The following is a 17618-nucleotide window of genomic DNA, read 5'->3' as shown; positions in this document are numbered from 1 at the left end:
CTGTTAACAGCAAATATTGTGCACTGCAAAACGAGGGATGGCAAACATTCATTTGCCGGCTACGTCAACGTTGGCCGGTTTAGACCCGTGATCTGAGGCGCACCCTGCCGCCCGATGCTGAGGACGGCGTCCGTCGGAAGGTCGAGGGGCGCGACTCTGGAGGTTCGGGTGTTTTCACCCAAGTCGCCGGGGTTCATCACCTCGGAGCATTCAAGAAACCTGTATGAAGCTCAGGGTTGAACTCGTCGCACCCCGCTCCAAATCCCGTCGGCAGCAGTCGAAAAGGAGGGCAGGCGCACATGGGCAACGCACAGATCGATCGGGTCGGTCGAGTGAGACCAGGCTTGGGTTTCATTCTCGTCCTCGTTTCCCTACTGTCCAGCCCTCAATCCTTCGCCGCACCCGCCGATATCGGCGGCCTGACGGTGACCCTGCCCGATGCTGCTTCCGGCTGGAGGAAAGCCGGAAAGGGCAATCTCTTCATGCTCCAGAAGGAATTTCTGGAAACGGAGGACGACAAGCGCGGCAATGCTCTGATTCAGATCACCAAGCCGCTCGCGGCAGCGCGCAATTCCCTGCAGGCCGGCATGAAGACCTTCGTTGCGACGCTGCCCGACATGGCAAAGGAAGATATCCTGATCAAGCATTACGGGGTCTCGGTAAACGGCTATGACATCCGCGCGGAAGAACGCTGCTGCGTCCAACAGAAGAACGTCAGCATCAGCCAGATGGTCGTCGGCATCGCCGGCGACAAGCGGCAGGCCTTTCTGCAGCTCGTGCTGCTGAATGTCAGCGGTGACAGAAGCAGTGGCGCCGAGGCCGATTTCGCTGCCCTGGTCCGCTCGGTGAAGCTTGATCCTTCCGACAAGGATTTCGACCTCGTGCCGACGAGCGGCGATGGCGGGCTGGACGGCGTCTTCACCCATCTCGATACCGGAATCCGGCCGAATGTCTTCGGCGGCATGGATTTTTATTCGGACAGCACGATCACCATCTTCGACCCGAAGGGTCTGTTCAGCACAGAGCTACCGAAGGGCGGCCGGAGCATCACCGAACATTGTAAGGAGACCCCGACCGATTGCGGCCTCTACAAGCTTGTCGGCGGCGGTTTCTTCTCCTCCGCCGGGTCGATCGAAACGCGCAGCGTCACCTCTGCCTACGGCACGATCGAGATAGAGACGAAGACATTCTCGAAAAAGGGCGAAGACCTGGTGATTGCCGAGGCAGACTATCGCGCCGTGCCGCCATTTGATGAGAGCACGACACTTGACGGCGAATGGGTATCCACCTTCGCCTCGAGCGGCATGACCGCGACCTCATCGGGATCGGTGGCGTCCAGCCATACGCTGAGGCTTCATCGAAACGGTACTTTCGAACGCACAGGCTGGTCGGGCGCCTCGACGACGAACGAAGTCGGCGGATCGAAATCGGGCGTCACCACGTCAAGCAACCGGCCGGGCGCCAGCGGACGCTACAAACTTTCCGGCTACCGCCTCGATCTGACCGACGCCAGCGGCAAGACCGAGACCATGAGCATATTCGAACCGGACAAAGGTTCCGACGGGCTTCTGGTGATCAACGGCAACAACTACCTGAAGGACGACGGAAAATAGAGAGGCAGCGTCCAGGCTATTGATAAATTGGATTTATCCGGGGAATTTCTTGAATTTCCGGCTGGCTTGAAAGTCACCCGTGTTGTCAACCATTGCGAACCATTGGCATGGCTCGCACCGCCTCAAATCTGCCCGACGTCGCCGGTCGTCTCGGCGGGCGGAAACGGGCGGTTTGGTTAAGCATTTGTAAATTGGTAACGAATCGAGGCATATAGTAACTGCGCAACTGAAGCGCTTTCGTTCAAAATTGCGCAGTTACTTGGGAAAAAGATCATGCAGCCGAGTCTTGCTCTTCAGGACGATCAAGAGCACCTCCCGTCGCTTCTGGCAACGGATGCGAAGGAGTTATCCTATCAACTTCAGCAGCATCAGGCAAAAATCTTCCCCCCGCTCTCGCAAAAGACCATCAGAACATTTTCGCCGGCGGAAGCGGCAGCCTTTATCGGCATCGGCGAAGGGTATCTCCGCCAGGTAGCCGCCGACGGCCATGGGCCCGATCCGCTCGCAAACGGACGGCGGCTCTATAGCGCAACGGATATGGATCGAATTCGCCGGGTCCTCGACGAGCGAAACGGAACGCCGAAATATGTGCCGGCCCGCAGGCCGGGTGAAAAGCTCCAGATCATCTCCGTCATGAATTTCAAGGGCGGCTCGGGCAAGACCACCACTGCGGCCCATCTGGCGCAGTTCATGGCGCTGCGAGGCTACCGCGTGCTCGCCGTCGACCTCGATCCGCAGGCGTCCTTGTCCGCCTTGTTCGGTCATCAGCCGGAGTTCGACGTCGGAGAGGGCGAAACGATCTACGGTGCGATCCGATATGATGACCCGCGCCCCATCGCCGACATCGTGCGCGCCACCTACACGCCCAATCTGCATCTCATTCCGGGCAATCTCGAGCTGATGGAATTCGAGCACGAGACCCCGAAGGCGATGGCGTCGGGTACGGCGGAGACGATGTTCTTTGCCCGCATCGGCGAGGTCCTGACGGAAATCGAAAGCCTTTACGACGTTGTGGTCATCGACTGCCCGCCGCAGCTGGGCTTCCTGACGATGTCGGCGCTCTGCGCGGCAACCTCGGTCTTGATCACGGTCCACCCGCAGATGCTGGATGTCATGTCGATGTCGCAGTTTCTGACGATGACGAGTGAATTGATGTCGGTCGTTGAAAAGGCCGGCGGGCGTACGAGCTATGACTGGATGCGCTATCTCGTGACGCGGTTCGAACCGAACGACGGACCGCAAAGCCAGATGACCGGCTTCATGCGGGCAATCTTCGGCAACCGAATGCTCCACAATGCCATGGTGAAATCGACGGCAGTCGCCGATGCCGGCGTCACCAAGCAGACACTTTACGAGGTCGAGCGGTCGCAGTTCACACGCGGAACCTACGATCGGGCACTGGAATCCCTCAACCTCGTGAATGGCGAGATCGAGGCGCATATTCGCTCCACCTGGGGGAGGAAATAGATAGATGGCGCGCAAGAACCTCATCGAAATTTCCGCTCCGAACCCGGCAAGGGCGGACGCGGTCGCACTGCGCGACAATCGTCCGATCGCTGGATTCGTGCCGCAGGAGCGCAGTGCCGCGCCGGTCGGCGGCATTACCAAGACGCTCGGCAACATTACCGAGAAAATGGAGCGGGCGAGTGAGCTGGAACGGCAGCTTGCCAGTGGCCAGACGATCATCGAACTCGATCCCGGCCTGATCGACGCTTCCTTCGTCAGCGATCGATTGGCGATCGATGCGGCCGAACTCGCGCAGCTTGTCGAGCAGATTCGCGAGCATGGGCAGCAGGTTCCGATTCTTGTCCGCCCGCATCCCGAAAGCAGGGGACGCTATCAGGTCGCCTACGGCCATCGTCGCCTGGCTGCCACCCGAGAAATTGGCATCAGGGTGCGTGCGGTCGTCCGCGATCTCACCGACGGTCAGCTGGTCGTCAGCCAGGGACAGGAAAACAGCGCTCGAACCAATCTCTCCTACATCGAGCGCGCACTTTTCGCATCGCGGCTCGAGGAACGCAGCTTTGGCCGCGATGTCATCATGGCGGCCCTCGGCGTGGACAAGGCGGCGCTGTCGAGAATGCTGATCGTCATACGACAGGTCCCCCTGACGCTCGTCAATGCCATAGGTGCAGCACCTGATATCGGCCGCCGCCGATGGCTGGAACTGGGGGAGCGGCTTGAGAAAGCCGACGTCGAAAAGATCATCGCGGAGTTGTCCGCGGACGACGCGCGCAAAATTTCGAGCGACGAGCGGTTTCACCGGGCGCTCGTTCTGGCAACGAAGAAGACGACTGCTCCGAAGCCGACGGTGGCCAAATCTGAGGTCAGCGGTGTGCCTGTCATGATCAAGAAGACAGCATCCGGTGCGACCTTCGTCTTCGACGGCAAGACGGCGCCCGGTTTTGATCAATTCGTCCAGGAAAGGCTGAAGGGCCTGTTCCAGGAGTTCAACAAGGACAGAGGAGCGTAGCGCGCAAAAGAAAAAGGCCCCCAACGACGACGCCGTGGAAGCCCTTCTCAGATCTTAAGCACATCGAGAATCGCATTTCCCCGAATCACAGTCAAGCGTCTTAGGCACCAAATTGGTGGATGGTTTTCTTTTGCCTGAACGAAGGTGAAGGCAAATGGAGAGTGGATATGTGACGACGCCCTTTGGGCGGCGGCCGATGTCGCTTGGCATGCTGGCAAGCCAGCACCTGGCCGAGACCATCGAGCCGGGAATGAAACGCAGCAAATGGAAGCTATTCAGGGCGATCTGCGAAGCACGGCCGGCGCTTGGCGTCACCGATCGGGCACTGACGGTGCTCGACGCGCTTCTGACCTTCTACCCTGACGACGAAATCTCCGAGGAAAAGGGACTGATCGTCTTCCCCTCGAATGCGCAGCTTTCGTTGCGCGCCCGCGGCATGACGCCAGCGACCCTCAGGCGGCATCTTGCTGTCCTGGTCGAGGCCGGCCTGATCCTGCGCAAGGACAGCCCGAATGGAAAGCGCTATGCGCGCCGCGACAGGGCAGGGGCGATCGGCGATGCCTTCGGCTTCAGCGTCGCACCGCTTTTGGCGCGTGCTGTCGAAATCGAAAGCCTGGCGGCTCAGGCGGTTGCCGACCGGGAGCTGTTACGGGTGACCAGGGAACGCCTGACGTTGTGCCGGCGGGACATTTCCAAGCTGATCACGGCGGCGCTCGAAGAAGGGGTTTCCGGTGATTGGGAAGGTATTTCGGCGATGTTTCGAGCGCTTCTTGCCCGAATTCCACGGGTGGCGACCGCCGAAGACCTGACACCGCTGCTCGACGAGATGGCGATGCTGCGTGCAGAGATCGTCAACATGCTGGAAAGACGGATAAAAACACAAAAAATAGACGCCAATGAGTCTCAAATTGAGCATCACAAACAGAATTCAAATCCCGACTCCAATTATGAACTTGAACCAAGCTTCGAAACGAAGCAGGGCGAAAAGGCAGCGGCCGACAATGACCCGAACGCCGGGCCGTCAGACGAACGAAGATTGAAGCAGCAAAGGCCTTCCGGCCGGATGAGCAACAGGGCGGGGGGCGCAGCCGACCCGGGCGCCGGACAAGGCCTGAAATCCTTCCCGCTCGGCCTCGTCCTCCAGGCCTGCCCGAGTATTCTCGACTATGGGCCCGGCGGAAACATCGGCAATTGGCGAGACTTGATGTCGGCGGCCGTCGTCGTGCGTTCGATGCTCGGCGTCAGTCCCTCGGCCTATGAGGAAGCCTGCTCGGGCATGGGGCCGGAAAACGCCGCCACCGTGATCGCCTGCATCCTGGAGAGGGGAGGGCACATCAACTCGCCCGGCGGTTATCTCAGAGATCTGACCCGAAGGACCGAAAAGGGCGAGTTTGCAATCGGACCGATGCTGATGGCGCTCGCGCGGACGAATGGGCCGACGGCGAGGCATGCCAGTTGATCGTGAGAAAGCGACTGCCTCGGCATTCGTGTAACAGTGCGCAATCACCTCTTTACAGCTAACATGTTAGTTTGCTACATTTGATCCATTCATTGGGAGGAAGCATATTTGACACAAAAATTCGGGCTCTCGGTTGCTCTCGCCACGCCGTTCGACAGCAACGGCGATATCGCGATCGAGGCGATGATCGAGCAGGCACGGCGCAGCCTCGCGGCCGGCTGCTCGAGTGTGACCCTGTTCGGGACGACGGGTGAAGGTTCTTCCATCGGCACGCAGGAACGTGAGCATGTTCTCGCTTCCATGCTTGATAGCGGATTAGCCGCAAAGCAGATCATCGTCGGTGTGCTGGTCGACGCGGCCGAGGATGCGGCGATGCAGGCCGGCCATGCGCTTTCCAAGGGAGCCCGCAATATCCTTCTTGCTCCGCCGTCTTATTTCAAGAACGTGAGTGAGGACGGCGTCTTCCAGTGGTTTTCGGCTGTCTTCGCCATCCTGGGCGACAAGGCGCGCGATATTATCGTCTACAACATTCCCTCGGTCACCATGGTTCCGCTGAGCGTATCGCTCATCGGCCGACTGCGGACCGCCTTTCCCAAGGTCGTTACGGGCGTCAAGGATTCCTCCGGCGACTGGCCTTTTACGGAAAAGCTGCTGAAGGCGCATGGCGATCTCGTCATCCTGGTGGGCGACGAACGTCACCTGGCGAAGGGTGTGCGGCTTGGCGGCCAGGGTGCGATCTCCGGCATGGCGAATTTCGTACCTCGCGAAGTCAAGCTGATGGCGGAAGAAGGCAAGGACGATCCTCGCGTCGAGGATTTCGTGGCCGAACTGCTGAAATTTCCGGTGACCGCCGCCGTGAAAGCGATGGTCACTCACCTGACGTCTGATGAAATCTGGCTTGCGGTTCGCCCACCACTCGTTTCAATATCCGGCGAAGGGCAGGCGCAACTCGCTCTTGCGTTCGACACTCTTTTCCGCTCGAAAGCGGCATAGGTCGGAGATGTTTCTGGGAGAGGCGATGGACGGAACGGACGAGCAGCCGACACTGCGGGAAAAGGCGTATGAGAGTTTCACACGCCACCTTCTTGCGCGTGATGTGCGCCCCGGCCAGTTCGTTTCGCAGCGTCGCCTCGTCGAGCTGACGGGGCTGACGCTTGGCGCCATCCGCGAACTTATCCCAAGGCTCGAAGCCGAAGGACTGATCAAGACGGTGCCCCAGCGGGGGTTGCAGATCGCGCATATCGACCTGAACCTTATTCGCGAGGCGTTCCAACTGCGCGTGTTCCTGGAGAAGGAAGCGGTAGCGCTTTTCACCCGCTCTGCGTCTGAGGAGACGATCGCCGGGCTTTTGAAGCAGCATCGGGATATTGCGGACGCCATTCGAAATGGCGATGGATCGCACGAATTGGAAGTACACGCACAAGCTGTCGATTGGGGTATGCATGACGCCTTTATCGATGCTTTGGGAAATACCATCATCTCGAACGCCTACCGGGTGAACTCAATCAAGATGCGCCTGATCAGTCAGGACCGTTTTCGTATCGATGGTCACGTCGGACCTGTCATGGGTGAGCACCTCAAGGTACTCGAGGCGATCGAACGACGATCGGCGGAGGACGCCGTCAACAGCCTTGTCGCACACATCAATCATGCAAGAGATCGTGCGCTCAGGATATAATCGGAAATAAGCAGCCGGGGGTGAGGAGATCGCCGGCAAAAGGAGGAGGAATCACATGTCATCGTTTTTGAACCCGACGAGGCGCGGCTTTCTGGCGGGTACGGCCGCTTTTGGCGCCAGCAGCATGCTCGGCGTGCGGCTGGCATCGGCTGCGGTCGATTGGAAGCGCTTTACCGGCACGACGCTCGAAGTCAATCTGGTCAAGAGCCCGCGCAGCGAAATACTTCTCAAGTACCTTCCCGAATTCGAGGAGCTCACCGGCATCAAGGTCAATGCCGAAGCGACGCCCGAACAACAGCAGCGTCAGAAGACGACCATCGAGCTGAGCTCCGGCAAGCCCAGCTTCGATGTCGTGCATATGAGCTATCATGTCCAGAAGCGGCAGTTCGAAAAGGGCGGCTGGCTTGCCGATATCGGCGGTTTTCTCAAGGACCCCTCTCTGACCGACCCGTCTCTGGTTGAAAGCGACTTCGCCGAAGCCGGCCTGACTTTTGCCAAAGATCCGGGCGGCGTTCTGCGTTCGCTTCCATTCTCGGTCGACTACTGGATCATCTATTGGAACAAGGCGCTGTTCGAGAAGAAGGGGCTGGCCTATCCGACGACGTTCGAAGAACTCGCCAGTGCCGCGGAGGCGCTCACCGATCCTTCCACCAACACCTACGGCTTCGTCGCCCGCGGCCTGAAGAATGCCAATACGCCGGTCTGGACGTCGCTGCTGCTTGGCTATGGTTCGAGCCCGCTCGGCCCGGATGGCAAGCTGCGCACGACATCGCAAGAAGCGATCGATGCGGCCAAGCTTTACCAAAGACTGATGACCAAGACAGCCCCTCCCGGCGTCTCCGGCTTCAACTGGGCCGAGGCACAGTCGGCCTTCCTGCAGGGCAAGATCGGCATGTGGCTGGATGGCGTCGGTTTTGCGCCGCCGATCGAGAATCCGGAAAAGTCGCGCGTCGTCGGCCAGGTCGGTTACGGCATCATGCCGAAAGGTCCGAAGGCACAGGCCGCGGGCACCTTCGGTGACGGGCTTGGAGTCGTCGCGGCAAGCCAGAAGAAAGAAGCCGGATACCTCTTCTGCCAATGGGCGATTTCGCATGAAATGGGCGCACGTCTGCTGCAGGCCGGCGCCGGCGTTCCTTTCCGCCAGTCCGTCCTCGAGGATGCGAAGGTCCGCGAAGGCGTCAAGATGCCGGGCGCCTGGCTAGATGCCGTCGTCGGTTCCGGCAAGATTTCGCAGCTCGCGCTGCCGGTCATCATTCCGGTCACCGAGTTCCGCGACGTTTACGGTGTCGGTCTCACCAACATGATCGGCGGCGCCGATCCCGAAACCGAGCTGAAGGCAGCGACGGCACAGTTCGAACCCGTCCTGGCGAAAAGCGAGGGATAATGGCCTCGACAAGCATCGAAACGGCCGCAGTGGCCAAGACCTCGAAAGGAAGGAGCAAACCGGATCGGTTTGCTCCCAACTACTGGCCTTTCGTCATCCCGGCGCTCATCGTCATTGCGGCCGTCATCGTTTTTCCATGGGTGTTTACCCTTTGGATGAGCGTCAACAGCTGGACGCTTGGCCAATCCCAGGTCTTTGCGGGACTGGACAACTATGCCCGCCTGGTCGTGGACATGCGCTTCTGGGACTCGCTGTGGCATACGGTGCTCTATACGACGCTCTCCGTGGTGGCGCCCCTTTTCCTGGGGACGCTCGCCGCGCTGATCTTTGATACGCAATTTCCGCTGCGCGGCCTTCTGCGTGGCATATTCGTGATGCCGATGATGGCGACGCCGGTCGCCATCGCCCTCGTCTGGACGATGATGTTCCACCCGCAGCTCGGCGTCCTCAACTATCTTCTCTCCCTCATGGGCATCGGCCCGCAGGAATGGATCTATAACCAGAACAGTGTCATCCCATCGCTGGTGCTGGTCGAGACGTGGCAATGGACGCCGCTTATCATGCTGATCGTGCTCGGTGGTCTGGCGGCGGTTCCGCGCGAGCCCTATGAAAGTGCCGAAATCGACGGAGCCAATGTCTGGCAGAAATTTCGCTACCTGACGCTGCCGATGATCGCGCCATTTCTGATGATTGCCGTGATGATCCGCAGCATCGATGCGGTGAAAAGTTTCGACATCATCTACGCCATGACCCAAGGCGGTCCGGGCACGGCGTCGGAAACGATCAACATCTATCTCTACAACACTGCTTTCGCTTACTACGATATTGGCTATGGATCTGCGATGGCGGTTGTCTTCTTCATCCTCATCGTCCTGCTCGCCTTCGTCCTGATGATGCTGCGGCAGCGCGCGAACTGGTCCGACGGGGAGGCACGCTGATGAAGCGCAAGACGCTCGATCGCATCGGACTGCTGTTTGTTGCCCTGGTGATGATATCGCCGGTCGTCCTGTTCTTCCTCTGGATGATTTCCCTGTCGCTGAAATATGAAATCGACAACGGCGCTTATCCACCGATCTTCATCCCGGAGCGCTTTGCCTGGTCGAACTATCTGAAGGTCTTCGAAGAGAACAACTTCTTCCTCTATCTCTGGAATTCGGTGCTGGTGACGGGTGCCGCCACACTTCTGGCGCTACTAATCGGCGTGCCGGCCGGATATGGCATCGCGCGGCTGAAGGCCGAGAAGTCTGCGATGGTCATCATGATTGCGCGCATGACGCCGGGCCTTTCGTTCCTGATCCCGCTCTTCCTACTGTTCCAATGGCTGAACCTGCTCGGCACGCTCTTGCCGCAGATCATCATCCATCTCGTCGTCACAGTGCCGATCGTCGTGTGGATCATGATCGGTTATTTCGAGACGACGCCGATGGAACTGGAAGAGGCTGCAAGCATCGACGGTGCAACACCCTGGCAGGTTTTCCGGCTGGTTGCCTTGCCGATCGCCAGGCCAGGCATTGTCGTCGCCTTCATCCTGTCGGTCATCTTCTCGTGGAACAATTTCGTCTTCGGCATCGTGCTCGCCAGTCGCGAGACGCGCACGCTCCCCGTCGCGGTCTACAACATGCTCTCGTTCGAGCAGGTCAGTTGGGGTCCGCTGGCGGCGGCGGCGTTGATCGTCACCTTGCCCGTGCTGATTTTGACGGTGTTTGCGCAACGGCAGATCGTGGCGGGTCTGACGGCCGGAGCCGTCAAGTGAGCGGGTGAGACAACGGTTTTGACGACTTCTTCTTCTTCTGCCTTCGACCCACCTCCCGGTCGGGCGCGCCGCGTTTTGTGTGTCGGCGCCGCGGTTATGGACACCTTGTTTCGCGTACGTTCGCTACCGAATGGCCAGGGCAAAATTCTGCCTTACGATATGCTCCAGATCGCCGAAGGCATGGCATCGAGCGCCGCCTTTGCAGTCGCCCGGCTGGGTGGCAAAGCCAGCCTCTGGGGCGCCGTCGGCAATGATGCCACCGGCGAACGGATCATTGCCGATCTCAGCAATAGCAGCATAGACACGAGCGGCATGCTGCGCGTCGAAGACGCCCGTTCGGCCGTCTCGACCATCCTTGTGGATGACCAAGGCGAGCGTTTGATCGTACCTTTCTACGATGCGGGCCTGCACGAAACGGTCAAGCCGGTCACCAAGAAGGATATTTCTGCTTTCGATGCGGTGCTGGTTGACGTCCGGTGGCCGAAGCTTGCATTGCGGACGCTATTGGCAGCCGCAGAGGCGGGCAAGCCGGCCATTCTCGATGGCGATGTTGCAGGCGATGGCGTGATCGAGATGCTTGCGCCGGCGGCCAGTCACATCGTGTTCTCACAACCGGCGGCCGAACGGCTTTCTGGAGCAGCCGAGCTGGTGAAGATCGTCGGTCTTCTCAAACGAAAGTTCGAGCATGCCTTCATCAGCGTCACGGCGGGCGAAAGTGGCTGCTTCTGGTTCGATGACCGAAGCGGCGAAGTCCTTCATCTTGCCGCTCCGAAGGTGAGGGCGGTCGACACGCTCGCGGCAGGCGATATCTTCCATGGCGCTTTTGCGCTGGTTGTCGCGGAAGGCCTGCCGATTGAAGAGACGATGCGCTTTTCATCCATGGCGGCGGCGCTCAAATGCCAGGTGTTTGGCGGTCGTACCGGCGCACCCAGCAGAGCCGAGGTCTGCAACAGGCTGCAGGGTTGGGACGCGCCGGTGACAAGGATGGGTGGTCGCTAGAGAAATTCCAGCAATAGTGCGAAGCGGTTTTGCGTCCGGTATTGCGTGAAAACAAAGAGATAGGGCATGATGCCGAAAAATGTGAGCGGTTTTCGGACGACATCCCATTCTAGGCGAAGAGGTCCGATAGCCAGTAGCACAGCGCCGAAATGATCGCAGCGGCGGGGAGTGTGACAACCCAGGCAACAACGATGTTGCCCGCCAAGCCCCAGCGTACGGCGGACAGGCGTCGGGCGGCGCCCACGCCGATGATGGCGCCGGTGATCGTATGCGTGGTCGAGACCGGGATGCCCAGCCAGGTTGCGCCAAACAGTGTCAATGCACCGCCTGTTTCGGCACAAAAGCCCTGCATTGGGTTGAGACGCGTGATCTTCGATCCCATCGTATGGACGATCCGCCAGCCGCCGAAAAGCGTACCGAGTGCCATTGCGCTTTGGCATGAGAGAACGACCCAGAGCGGCACATGGAAACCACCGGTCAGGTACCCTTGCGAATATAGCAACACGGCGATGATGCCCATCGTCTTCTGCGCGTCGTTGCCCCCATGGCCGAGGGAGTAGAGGGAGGCAGACACAAACTGGAAGACCCGGAATGTGCGATCAACGGCGAACGGTGTCTGTCGCACGAAAGTCCACGACACGATCAGAATGAGCAGAAGCGCCAGGAAAAATCCGATCGCCGGCGACATCACGATGGCGCCGGCCGTCTTCAACAAACCGGTCCAGACGATCGAACTGAATCCCGTCTTCATCAGGCCAGCACCCACCAGACCGCCGACCAGTGCATGCGATGAACTCGACGGGATACCAAAGACCCAGGTGACAATATTCCAGACAATGGCGCCCATCAACGCCGCGAAAATGACTTGCGGAGTCACGATGGCCGGATCGATGATGCCGGTTCCGAGCGTTTCCGCGACGTGCAAGCCGAAGAACAGGAAGGCTATGAAGTTGAAAAAGGCCGCCCAAAGCACAGCATATTGCGGACGCAGCACGCGCGTCGACACGATTGTGGCGATGGAATTAGCTGCATCGTGCAGGCCGTTCAGGAAATCAAAGAAGAGTGCGACAGCCACGAGAGCGGCAAGAAGAGGAAGGGCAAGGGTGGCTTCCATCAAACGTTCTCGATGACGATGCCACTGATCTCATTGGCGACATCCTCGAAACGGTCAACGACCTTCTCAAGCTCGCCATAGATCTCGCTGCCGATGAGGTAAGCCATTGCATTCGACGCGCCGTGGCGGCGGAAAAGATCCTTCAAGCCCTGCTCGTGCAACTCGTCGGACCGGCCTTCGACGCGCGTCACTTCTTCTGCCAGCGCCGCCAGACGGGGAGCATTCGTGCTGATCCGATCGAGAAGAGGAAGGGCTTCGGCTATCAAATGTGCTGCCTGGACAATGGTCTTTCCCATTTCCTGCATCAGAGGATCGAAGCTTTTCTGCTCGAATAGCCGAATGGTCTTCACCGTTTTCTGCATCATGTCGATCGCATCATCCATCGACTGGATCAGATCCTTGATGTCGCCACGGTCGAACGGCGTGACAAAACTGCGACGCACGGCAAGCAGTACTTCGCGGGTGATCTCGTCCGCTTCATTCTCCAAGGCGACAATCCGTGCACAATGCCCTTCAATGTCTGTGCCGCTCAAAAGTTCGTCGAGGGCTTCGGCCGCACCGACGACAGTCTTTGCGTGTTGAGCGAACAGATCGAAGAAGCGATCTTCCCGCGGCATGAGTTTTCGAAACCAGTTCAGCATCTGCGCTCCATCGACTGTCACAAAGCTGTCATAGAGCACGCCGTTGGTCGTGAAAAGCCGTTAGCGACCGATGTCACGGGGACTTCCACCGGATCATGCGTGCCATCAAAGGCTGACGCGGCGCGTATCATCGATTGGCCACTCCTTCCGGGCAACGGTCTTTACGATCGCCGAGCGAGTTGGTGTCATCAAATGTTCATATGAACATTCTATCTTTGCAAAATGAAACTAGCCTGTTACCATCGAGCTCACGTTCGTAGCGGGAGGCTATGGACCGACAACAAGTGGGAGTGAGGATGAACAAGATCGCTTTTTTCCTGTCCGCAGGATTGACCAGCCTATCCTTATCCGTTCCGGCAATGGCGGCCACGAAGATCCAGTGGTGGCACGCAATGGGCGGCGAGAATGGCGCGAAGCTTGAACAGATCGCCAAGGGGTTTAACGCATCTCAATCTGACTATGAGATCGTCCCGGTATTCAAAGGCACCTATGACGAGACGCTGACGGGCGCCATTGCTGCGTTCCGCGCCAACCAGCAGCCTGCAATCGTACAGGTCTATGAAGTCGGTACCGGCACGATGATGGCAGCACAGGGCGCGATCTATCCTGTTTACCAGTTAATGAAGGACGAAGGCGAGGCCTGGGACCAGAGCAAATTCATTGCTCCGGTCGTCGGCTATTACTCAGACACCAGCGGCAACGTTCTGTCCTTGCCGTTCAATTCCTCGACGCCGATCATGTATTACAACAAGGATGTCTTCAAAAAGGCGGGGCTCGATCCGGAAACACCGCCGAAAACATGGGCGGAAGTTGAAGCCTTTTCGCGGACGATCATGAAGTCCGGCGCAGCCAAATGCGGCTTCACCAGCGCCTGGATCTCCTGGATTCAGACTGAAAACCTCAATGCTCTGCACGACAAGCCCTACTCCACCAAGGCCAACGGCTTTGGCGGCTTGGATGCGGAGTTCACCTTCAACAACGATCTCACGATCCGCCATTGGGGCAACTTGAAGAAGTGGCAGGACGAGGGGCTCTTCAAATTCGGCGGGCCTGGCGGCGGCGATAATGCTCCTCCGATGTTCTATTCGCAGGAATGCGCGATGTACATGAACTCGTCGGCCGGCCGGGCAGGCGTTATCAATAACGCGAAGGCTTTCAAGGTCGGGTTTGCGCCGCTTCCCTACTATGACGACGTCATTACGCAGCCGCTCAATTCGATTATCGGCGGCGCCACGCTCTGGACGCTGAAAGGTCGCCCAGAAGAGGAGTACAAGGGTGTCGCGAAGTTCTTCACCTACCTGCAGAAGCCGGAAGTGCAAGCCGATTGGCATCAGTTCTCCGGCTACCTGCCGATAACCGAGGCTGCCTATAAGCTGGGTCAGGATCAGGGTTATTACGAGAAGAATCCTGGAGCAGATATCGGCATCAAGCAGCTGACGCGGGTGACACCCACCGATAATTCCAAGGGTATCCGGTTCGGCAACTACGTCCAGGTGCGTGGCATCATCGACGATGAGTTTGCAGCATTGCTGGGCGGGAAGAAGACGGCGAAGGAAGCGGTTGATTCCGTGGTCGCACGAGGCAACGAACAGCTTCGCGATTTCCAGTCCGCCAACTAATGGGCTCCGCGACGGGGGCTGGTGAGAGACCGGCCCCCGTTTCCCATCCGTCAGTGTGAGGGCCCATGCAAACCAAACGGACCGTATTTCCCAACAAGCTTTTGCCTTACCTGCTCATCGCACCCCAAATTTTCGTGACCGTGGTATTCTTCCTCTGGCCCGCGGCGACGGCATTCTGGCAATCTTTCCTGCGCCAGGATGCCTTCGGCTTCAAAACGAGTTTCGTCTGGTTCGAAAACTACCGCCGGCTCTTTGCCGATCCGATCTACATCAACGCCTTCGGCCACACGCTCATCTTCGCCATTCTCGTGACGGTCCTATCGACGGCGATCGCGCTGCTCCTGGCTGCAGCGGCGATGCGCGTGTTGCGCACCTCTCGCATTTATTCGACCTTGCTGATCTGGCCCTATGCCGTCGCTCCCGCGATCGCCGGCATTCTTTGGTGGTTCATGTTCAATCCCTCGATCGGCATCGTCGCCTATATGTTGCGGGCGATGGGGATCAACTGGAACCATCTGATCAATCCTGACGACGCCATGATCCTGATCGTCATCGCGGCGACTTGGAAGCAGATTTCCTATAATTTCTTATTCTTCTTGGCTGCGCTGCAGTCGGTCCCGCGTTCGCTTCAGGAAGCCGGGGCCATCGACGGAGCCGGTCCTGTGAAGCGTTTCTGGACGATCGTGTTCCCGCTGATCTCACCGACAACCTTCTATCTGATCGTCATCAATATCGTCTACGCGATGTTCGATACCTTCGGGATCATTCATGCGACCACCCAGGGCGGACCGGCGCGTGCAACCGAGATCCTTGTCTACAAGGTCTATTTCGACGGCTTCATCGGACTGAATTTGGGCTCGTCGGCGGCGCAGTCGGTCATTCTCATGGTGATCGTCATCGCTCTGACCGCCGTCCAATTCCGCTTCATCGAACGCCGCGTGCAATATTGAGGAATCCCGAGGATGGTTGAAAATCGCCCCTTCCTAAATTTCCTGGCGCATCTTGTCCTCATCATCGGCGTCACGATTGTTGTATTTCCCGTCTACGTGGCTTTCATCGCATCGAGCCACGGTCCAAACGACTTCTTGTCAGGTGTCGTGCCGCTGACGCCGGGAAGCCACATCATCGAGAACTATTCGACGATGCTATCATCTGGAATGACAAGCTCGGGGGCGCCGCCGATCGGGCCCATGATGATCAACTCGCTGATCATGGCGGTTGGCGTCGCCGTCGGGAAGATCGCTATTTCGATCCTTTCGGCCTTTGCTATCGTCTATTTCCGGTTTCCGTTCCGGACCTTGGCATTTTGGATGATCTTCATCACGCTGATGCTGCCGGTCGAGGTGCGCATCGTGCCGACCTACAAAGTCGTCGCCGATCTCGGAATGCTGAACAATTACGGCGGCCTCATCATTCCGCTGATCGCATCGGCAACGGCAACCTTCCTGTTTCGTCAGTTCTTTCTGACTGTTCCCGACGAACTCATGGAGGCTGCCCGTGTCGATGGCGCAGGGCCGATGAAGTTCTTCCGGGATATCCTGCTGCCGCTGTCGATCACCAACATCGCGGCGCTCTTCATCATCTTGTTCGTGCTCGGCTGGAACCAGTATCTGTGGCCGCTCATCATAACGACCGACCAGAGCTTTTATACCGTCGTGATGGGAATCCAGCGCATGGCAGCGGTTGCCGATGCCGAGCCGCGCTGGAACCTTGTGATGGCAGCCGTCATTCTGGCCGCCCTGCCACCCGTCCTCGTCATCGTCGCCATGCAACGCCTTTTTGTCAAAGGCCTGGTCGAAACGGAGAAATGAAATGGCAACGATCAATATCATCGACGTCAAGAAGAATTATGGCGCCGTTCCGGCGGTCAAGGGCATCAACCTGTCTGTCGCAGACGGCGAACTCATCGTCCTCGTCGGCCCCTCCGGCTGTGGCAAATCAACCCTGCTTCGCATGATTGCCGGGCTGGAATCCATCAGCGAAGGCCATGTCGAGATTGCCGGCCGCAATGTCAACAAGGCAGAGCCTGCCGACCGCGATATCGCCATGGTCTTTCAGAATTATGCGCTTTATCCGCATATGACCGTACGCGGAAATCTAGAATATGGTTTGAAAAATCGCGGCACCGAACGGGCGGAAATCAACCGCCGCGTGGCGGAGGCGGCCGAGATCCTCGAAATCGGGCCGATGTTGGATCGTAAACCTCGCGAACTCTCCGGCGGGCAGCGCCAGCGCGTTGCGATGGGGCGGGCGATCGTTCGCGAGCCGGCCGCCTTCCTGTTCGATGAGCCTCTGTCCAATCTCGATGCCAAATTGCGGGTGCAGATGCGCGTTGAAATACGCCGGCTGCAACGGCGCCTGAAGACCACCAGCATCTACGTCACCCATGACCAGCTTGAAGCGATGACGCTGGCCGACCGGCTGGTCGTCATGAACGGAGGACTTGTCGAACAGGTCGGCACGCCCGTGGCGGTCTACGATCGCCCGGCGAGTTTGTTCGTCGCCAGCTTCATCGGCTCACCGCCTATGAATCTTGTGCCGATCGACGTCCTCAGGGCAGCCGACAGCGCAAGTGCCCTGGCATTGCCCGCCGGGACCGATATGGTCGGCCTTCGCCCGGACGCGTTGCTTGTTGCCAAGCCGGTTGAGCCTTCCGTTCGTCTCGATGCAACGGTCGAGTTGCTCGAGCCAATCGGCGGAGAAAGCCATCTGCATGTGCGATTGGGAGGGGGCCAGCAGACGGTCGTCCTGACCGTACCGGGTCGTCCGGATTTTGCCGAGAATGCGAATATCGACGTCTTCGCACGTGTCGGCGCAATGCATCCTTTCAACAGCGATACCGGAAAACGCACAGATTGACTCCGGTTTATTATTTCTCCATCCCA

17 protein-coding genes are annotated in these 17618 nt (G+C 58.7%); 15 read left to right on the top strand and 2 right to left on the bottom strand.

Translation table 11 applies throughout. The features are described 5' to 3' along the window. The first annotated feature begins 299 nt into the window (after positions 1–299). The 10 genes from ACM5SV_RS00460 (at position 300) to ACM5SV_RS00415 (ending at position 11359) form a co-directional block, all read left to right on the top strand. Complete coding sequence (locus ACM5SV_RS00460) at positions 300–1613, top strand: hypothetical protein (protein ID WP_221995370.1); 1314 nt, start codon at positions 300–302, stop codon at positions 1611–1613. 273 nt (positions 1614–1886) lie between these two features. After that, a complete protein-coding gene (gene repA / locus ACM5SV_RS00455) occupies positions 1887–3080 on the top strand; it encodes a plasmid partitioning protein RepA (RefSeq protein ID WP_105008296.1) in 1194 nt (397 codons plus the stop codon). Positions 3081–3084: 4 nt separating this feature from the next. Beyond that, the gene (gene repB / locus ACM5SV_RS00450) at positions 3085–4086 is read left to right on the top strand and encodes a plasmid partitioning protein RepB (protein WP_003562605.1); all 1002 of its coding nucleotides are present in this window, start codon (positions 3085–3087) and stop codon (positions 4084–4086) included. A 154-nt stretch (positions 4087–4240) separates the two neighbouring features. Continuing rightward, entirely contained in the window at positions 4241–5545 is a 1305-nt protein-coding gene (gene repC / locus ACM5SV_RS00445) for a plasmid replication protein RepC (RefSeq protein ID WP_419424879.1), read from the top strand. 108 nt (positions 5546–5653) lie between these two features. Next, positions 5654–6538 carry a dihydrodipicolinate synthase family protein gene (locus ACM5SV_RS00440; protein WP_419424878.1) on the top strand — a complete coding sequence of 295 codons (885 nt, stop codon included), beginning with the start codon at positions 5654–5656 and terminating at the stop codon, positions 6536–6538. A gap of 7 nt (positions 6539–6545) precedes the next feature. Continuing rightward, the gene (locus tag ACM5SV_RS00435; RefSeq protein ID WP_017996279.1) at positions 6546–7223 is read left to right on the top strand and encodes a GntR family transcriptional regulator; all 678 of its coding nucleotides are present in this window, start codon (positions 6546–6548) and stop codon (positions 7221–7223) included. A gap of 55 nt (positions 7224–7278) precedes the next feature. Beyond that, positions 7279–8607 (top strand): ABC transporter substrate-binding protein, encoded by a 1329-nt coding sequence (locus tag ACM5SV_RS00430; protein ID WP_419424877.1) that lies wholly within the window; start codon positions 7279–7281, stop codon positions 8605–8607. Then, a complete protein-coding gene (locus ACM5SV_RS00425) occupies positions 8607–9545 on the top strand; it encodes a carbohydrate ABC transporter permease (protein WP_003562595.1) in 939 nt (312 codons plus the stop codon). Before ACM5SV_RS00430 ends, ACM5SV_RS00425 begins: the two co-directional genes overlap by 1 nt. After that, positions 9545–10360, top strand: a complete 816-nt coding sequence (locus ACM5SV_RS00420; protein ID WP_017996277.1) for a carbohydrate ABC transporter permease — start codon at positions 9545–9547, stop codon at positions 10358–10360. Before ACM5SV_RS00425 ends, ACM5SV_RS00420 begins: the two co-directional genes overlap by 1 nt. An 18-nt stretch (positions 10361–10378) precedes the next feature. Continuing rightward, positions 10379–11359, top strand: coding sequence for a sugar kinase (locus ACM5SV_RS00415; RefSeq protein ID WP_221996217.1), 981 nt, complete (start codon positions 10379–10381; stop codon positions 11357–11359). Between the two features lie 109 nt (positions 11360–11468). Here ACM5SV_RS00415 and ACM5SV_RS00410 read toward each other — a convergent pair whose 3' ends face one another. After that, positions 11469–12473 (bottom strand): inorganic phosphate transporter, encoded by a 1005-nt coding sequence (locus ACM5SV_RS00410; RefSeq protein WP_128406928.1) that lies wholly within the window; start codon positions 12471–12473, stop codon positions 11469–11471. Continuing rightward, positions 12473–13090, bottom strand: a complete 618-nt coding sequence (locus ACM5SV_RS00405) for a DUF47 family protein (protein WP_245274062.1) — start codon at positions 13088–13090, stop codon at positions 12473–12475. The genes ACM5SV_RS00410 and ACM5SV_RS00405 overlap by 1 nt, the downstream gene beginning before the upstream one ends. Here ACM5SV_RS00405 and ACM5SV_RS00400 point away from each other — a divergent pair. From ACM5SV_RS00400 to ACM5SV_RS00380, 5 genes are all read left to right on the top strand, one after another. After that, positions 12980–13318 (top strand): hypothetical protein, encoded by a 339-nt coding sequence (locus ACM5SV_RS00400; protein ID WP_419425053.1) that lies wholly within the window; start codon positions 12980–12982, stop codon positions 13316–13318. The genes ACM5SV_RS00405 and ACM5SV_RS00400 overlap by 111 nt on opposite strands. A 92-nt stretch (positions 13319–13410) precedes the next feature. Next, positions 13411–14733, top strand: a complete 1323-nt coding sequence (ugpB, locus tag ACM5SV_RS00395; protein WP_026157588.1) for a sn-glycerol-3-phosphate ABC transporter substrate-binding protein UgpB — start codon at positions 13411–13413, stop codon at positions 14731–14733. Positions 14734–14798: 65 nt separating this feature from the next. Then, the gene (ugpA, locus tag ACM5SV_RS00390; protein WP_003562585.1) at positions 14799–15683 is read left to right on the top strand and encodes a sn-glycerol-3-phosphate ABC transporter permease UgpA; all 885 of its coding nucleotides are present in this window, start codon (positions 14799–14801) and stop codon (positions 15681–15683) included. Between the two features lie 12 nt (positions 15684–15695). Beyond that, entirely contained in the window at positions 15696–16544 is an 849-nt protein-coding gene (gene ugpE, locus ACM5SV_RS00385; protein ID WP_003562583.1) for a sn-glycerol-3-phosphate ABC transporter permease UgpE, read from the top strand. Position 16545: 1 nt separating this feature from the next. Beyond that, positions 16546–17592 (top strand): sn-glycerol-3-phosphate import ATP-binding protein UgpC, encoded by a 1047-nt coding sequence (locus ACM5SV_RS00380; protein ID WP_419424876.1) that lies wholly within the window; start codon positions 16546–16548, stop codon positions 17590–17592. The last annotated feature ends 26 nt before the right edge of the window (positions 17593–17618 follow it).

The organism is Rhizobium sp. CRRU65 (assembly GCF_048551595.1).
In the GTDB taxonomy this organism is placed as follows: domain Bacteria; phylum Pseudomonadota; class Alphaproteobacteria; order Rhizobiales; family Rhizobiaceae; genus Rhizobium; species Rhizobium leguminosarum_J.
The sequence above is the reverse complement of the archived record's forward strand: the minus strand, read 5'-3'. Positions and strand labels throughout refer to the sequence as shown.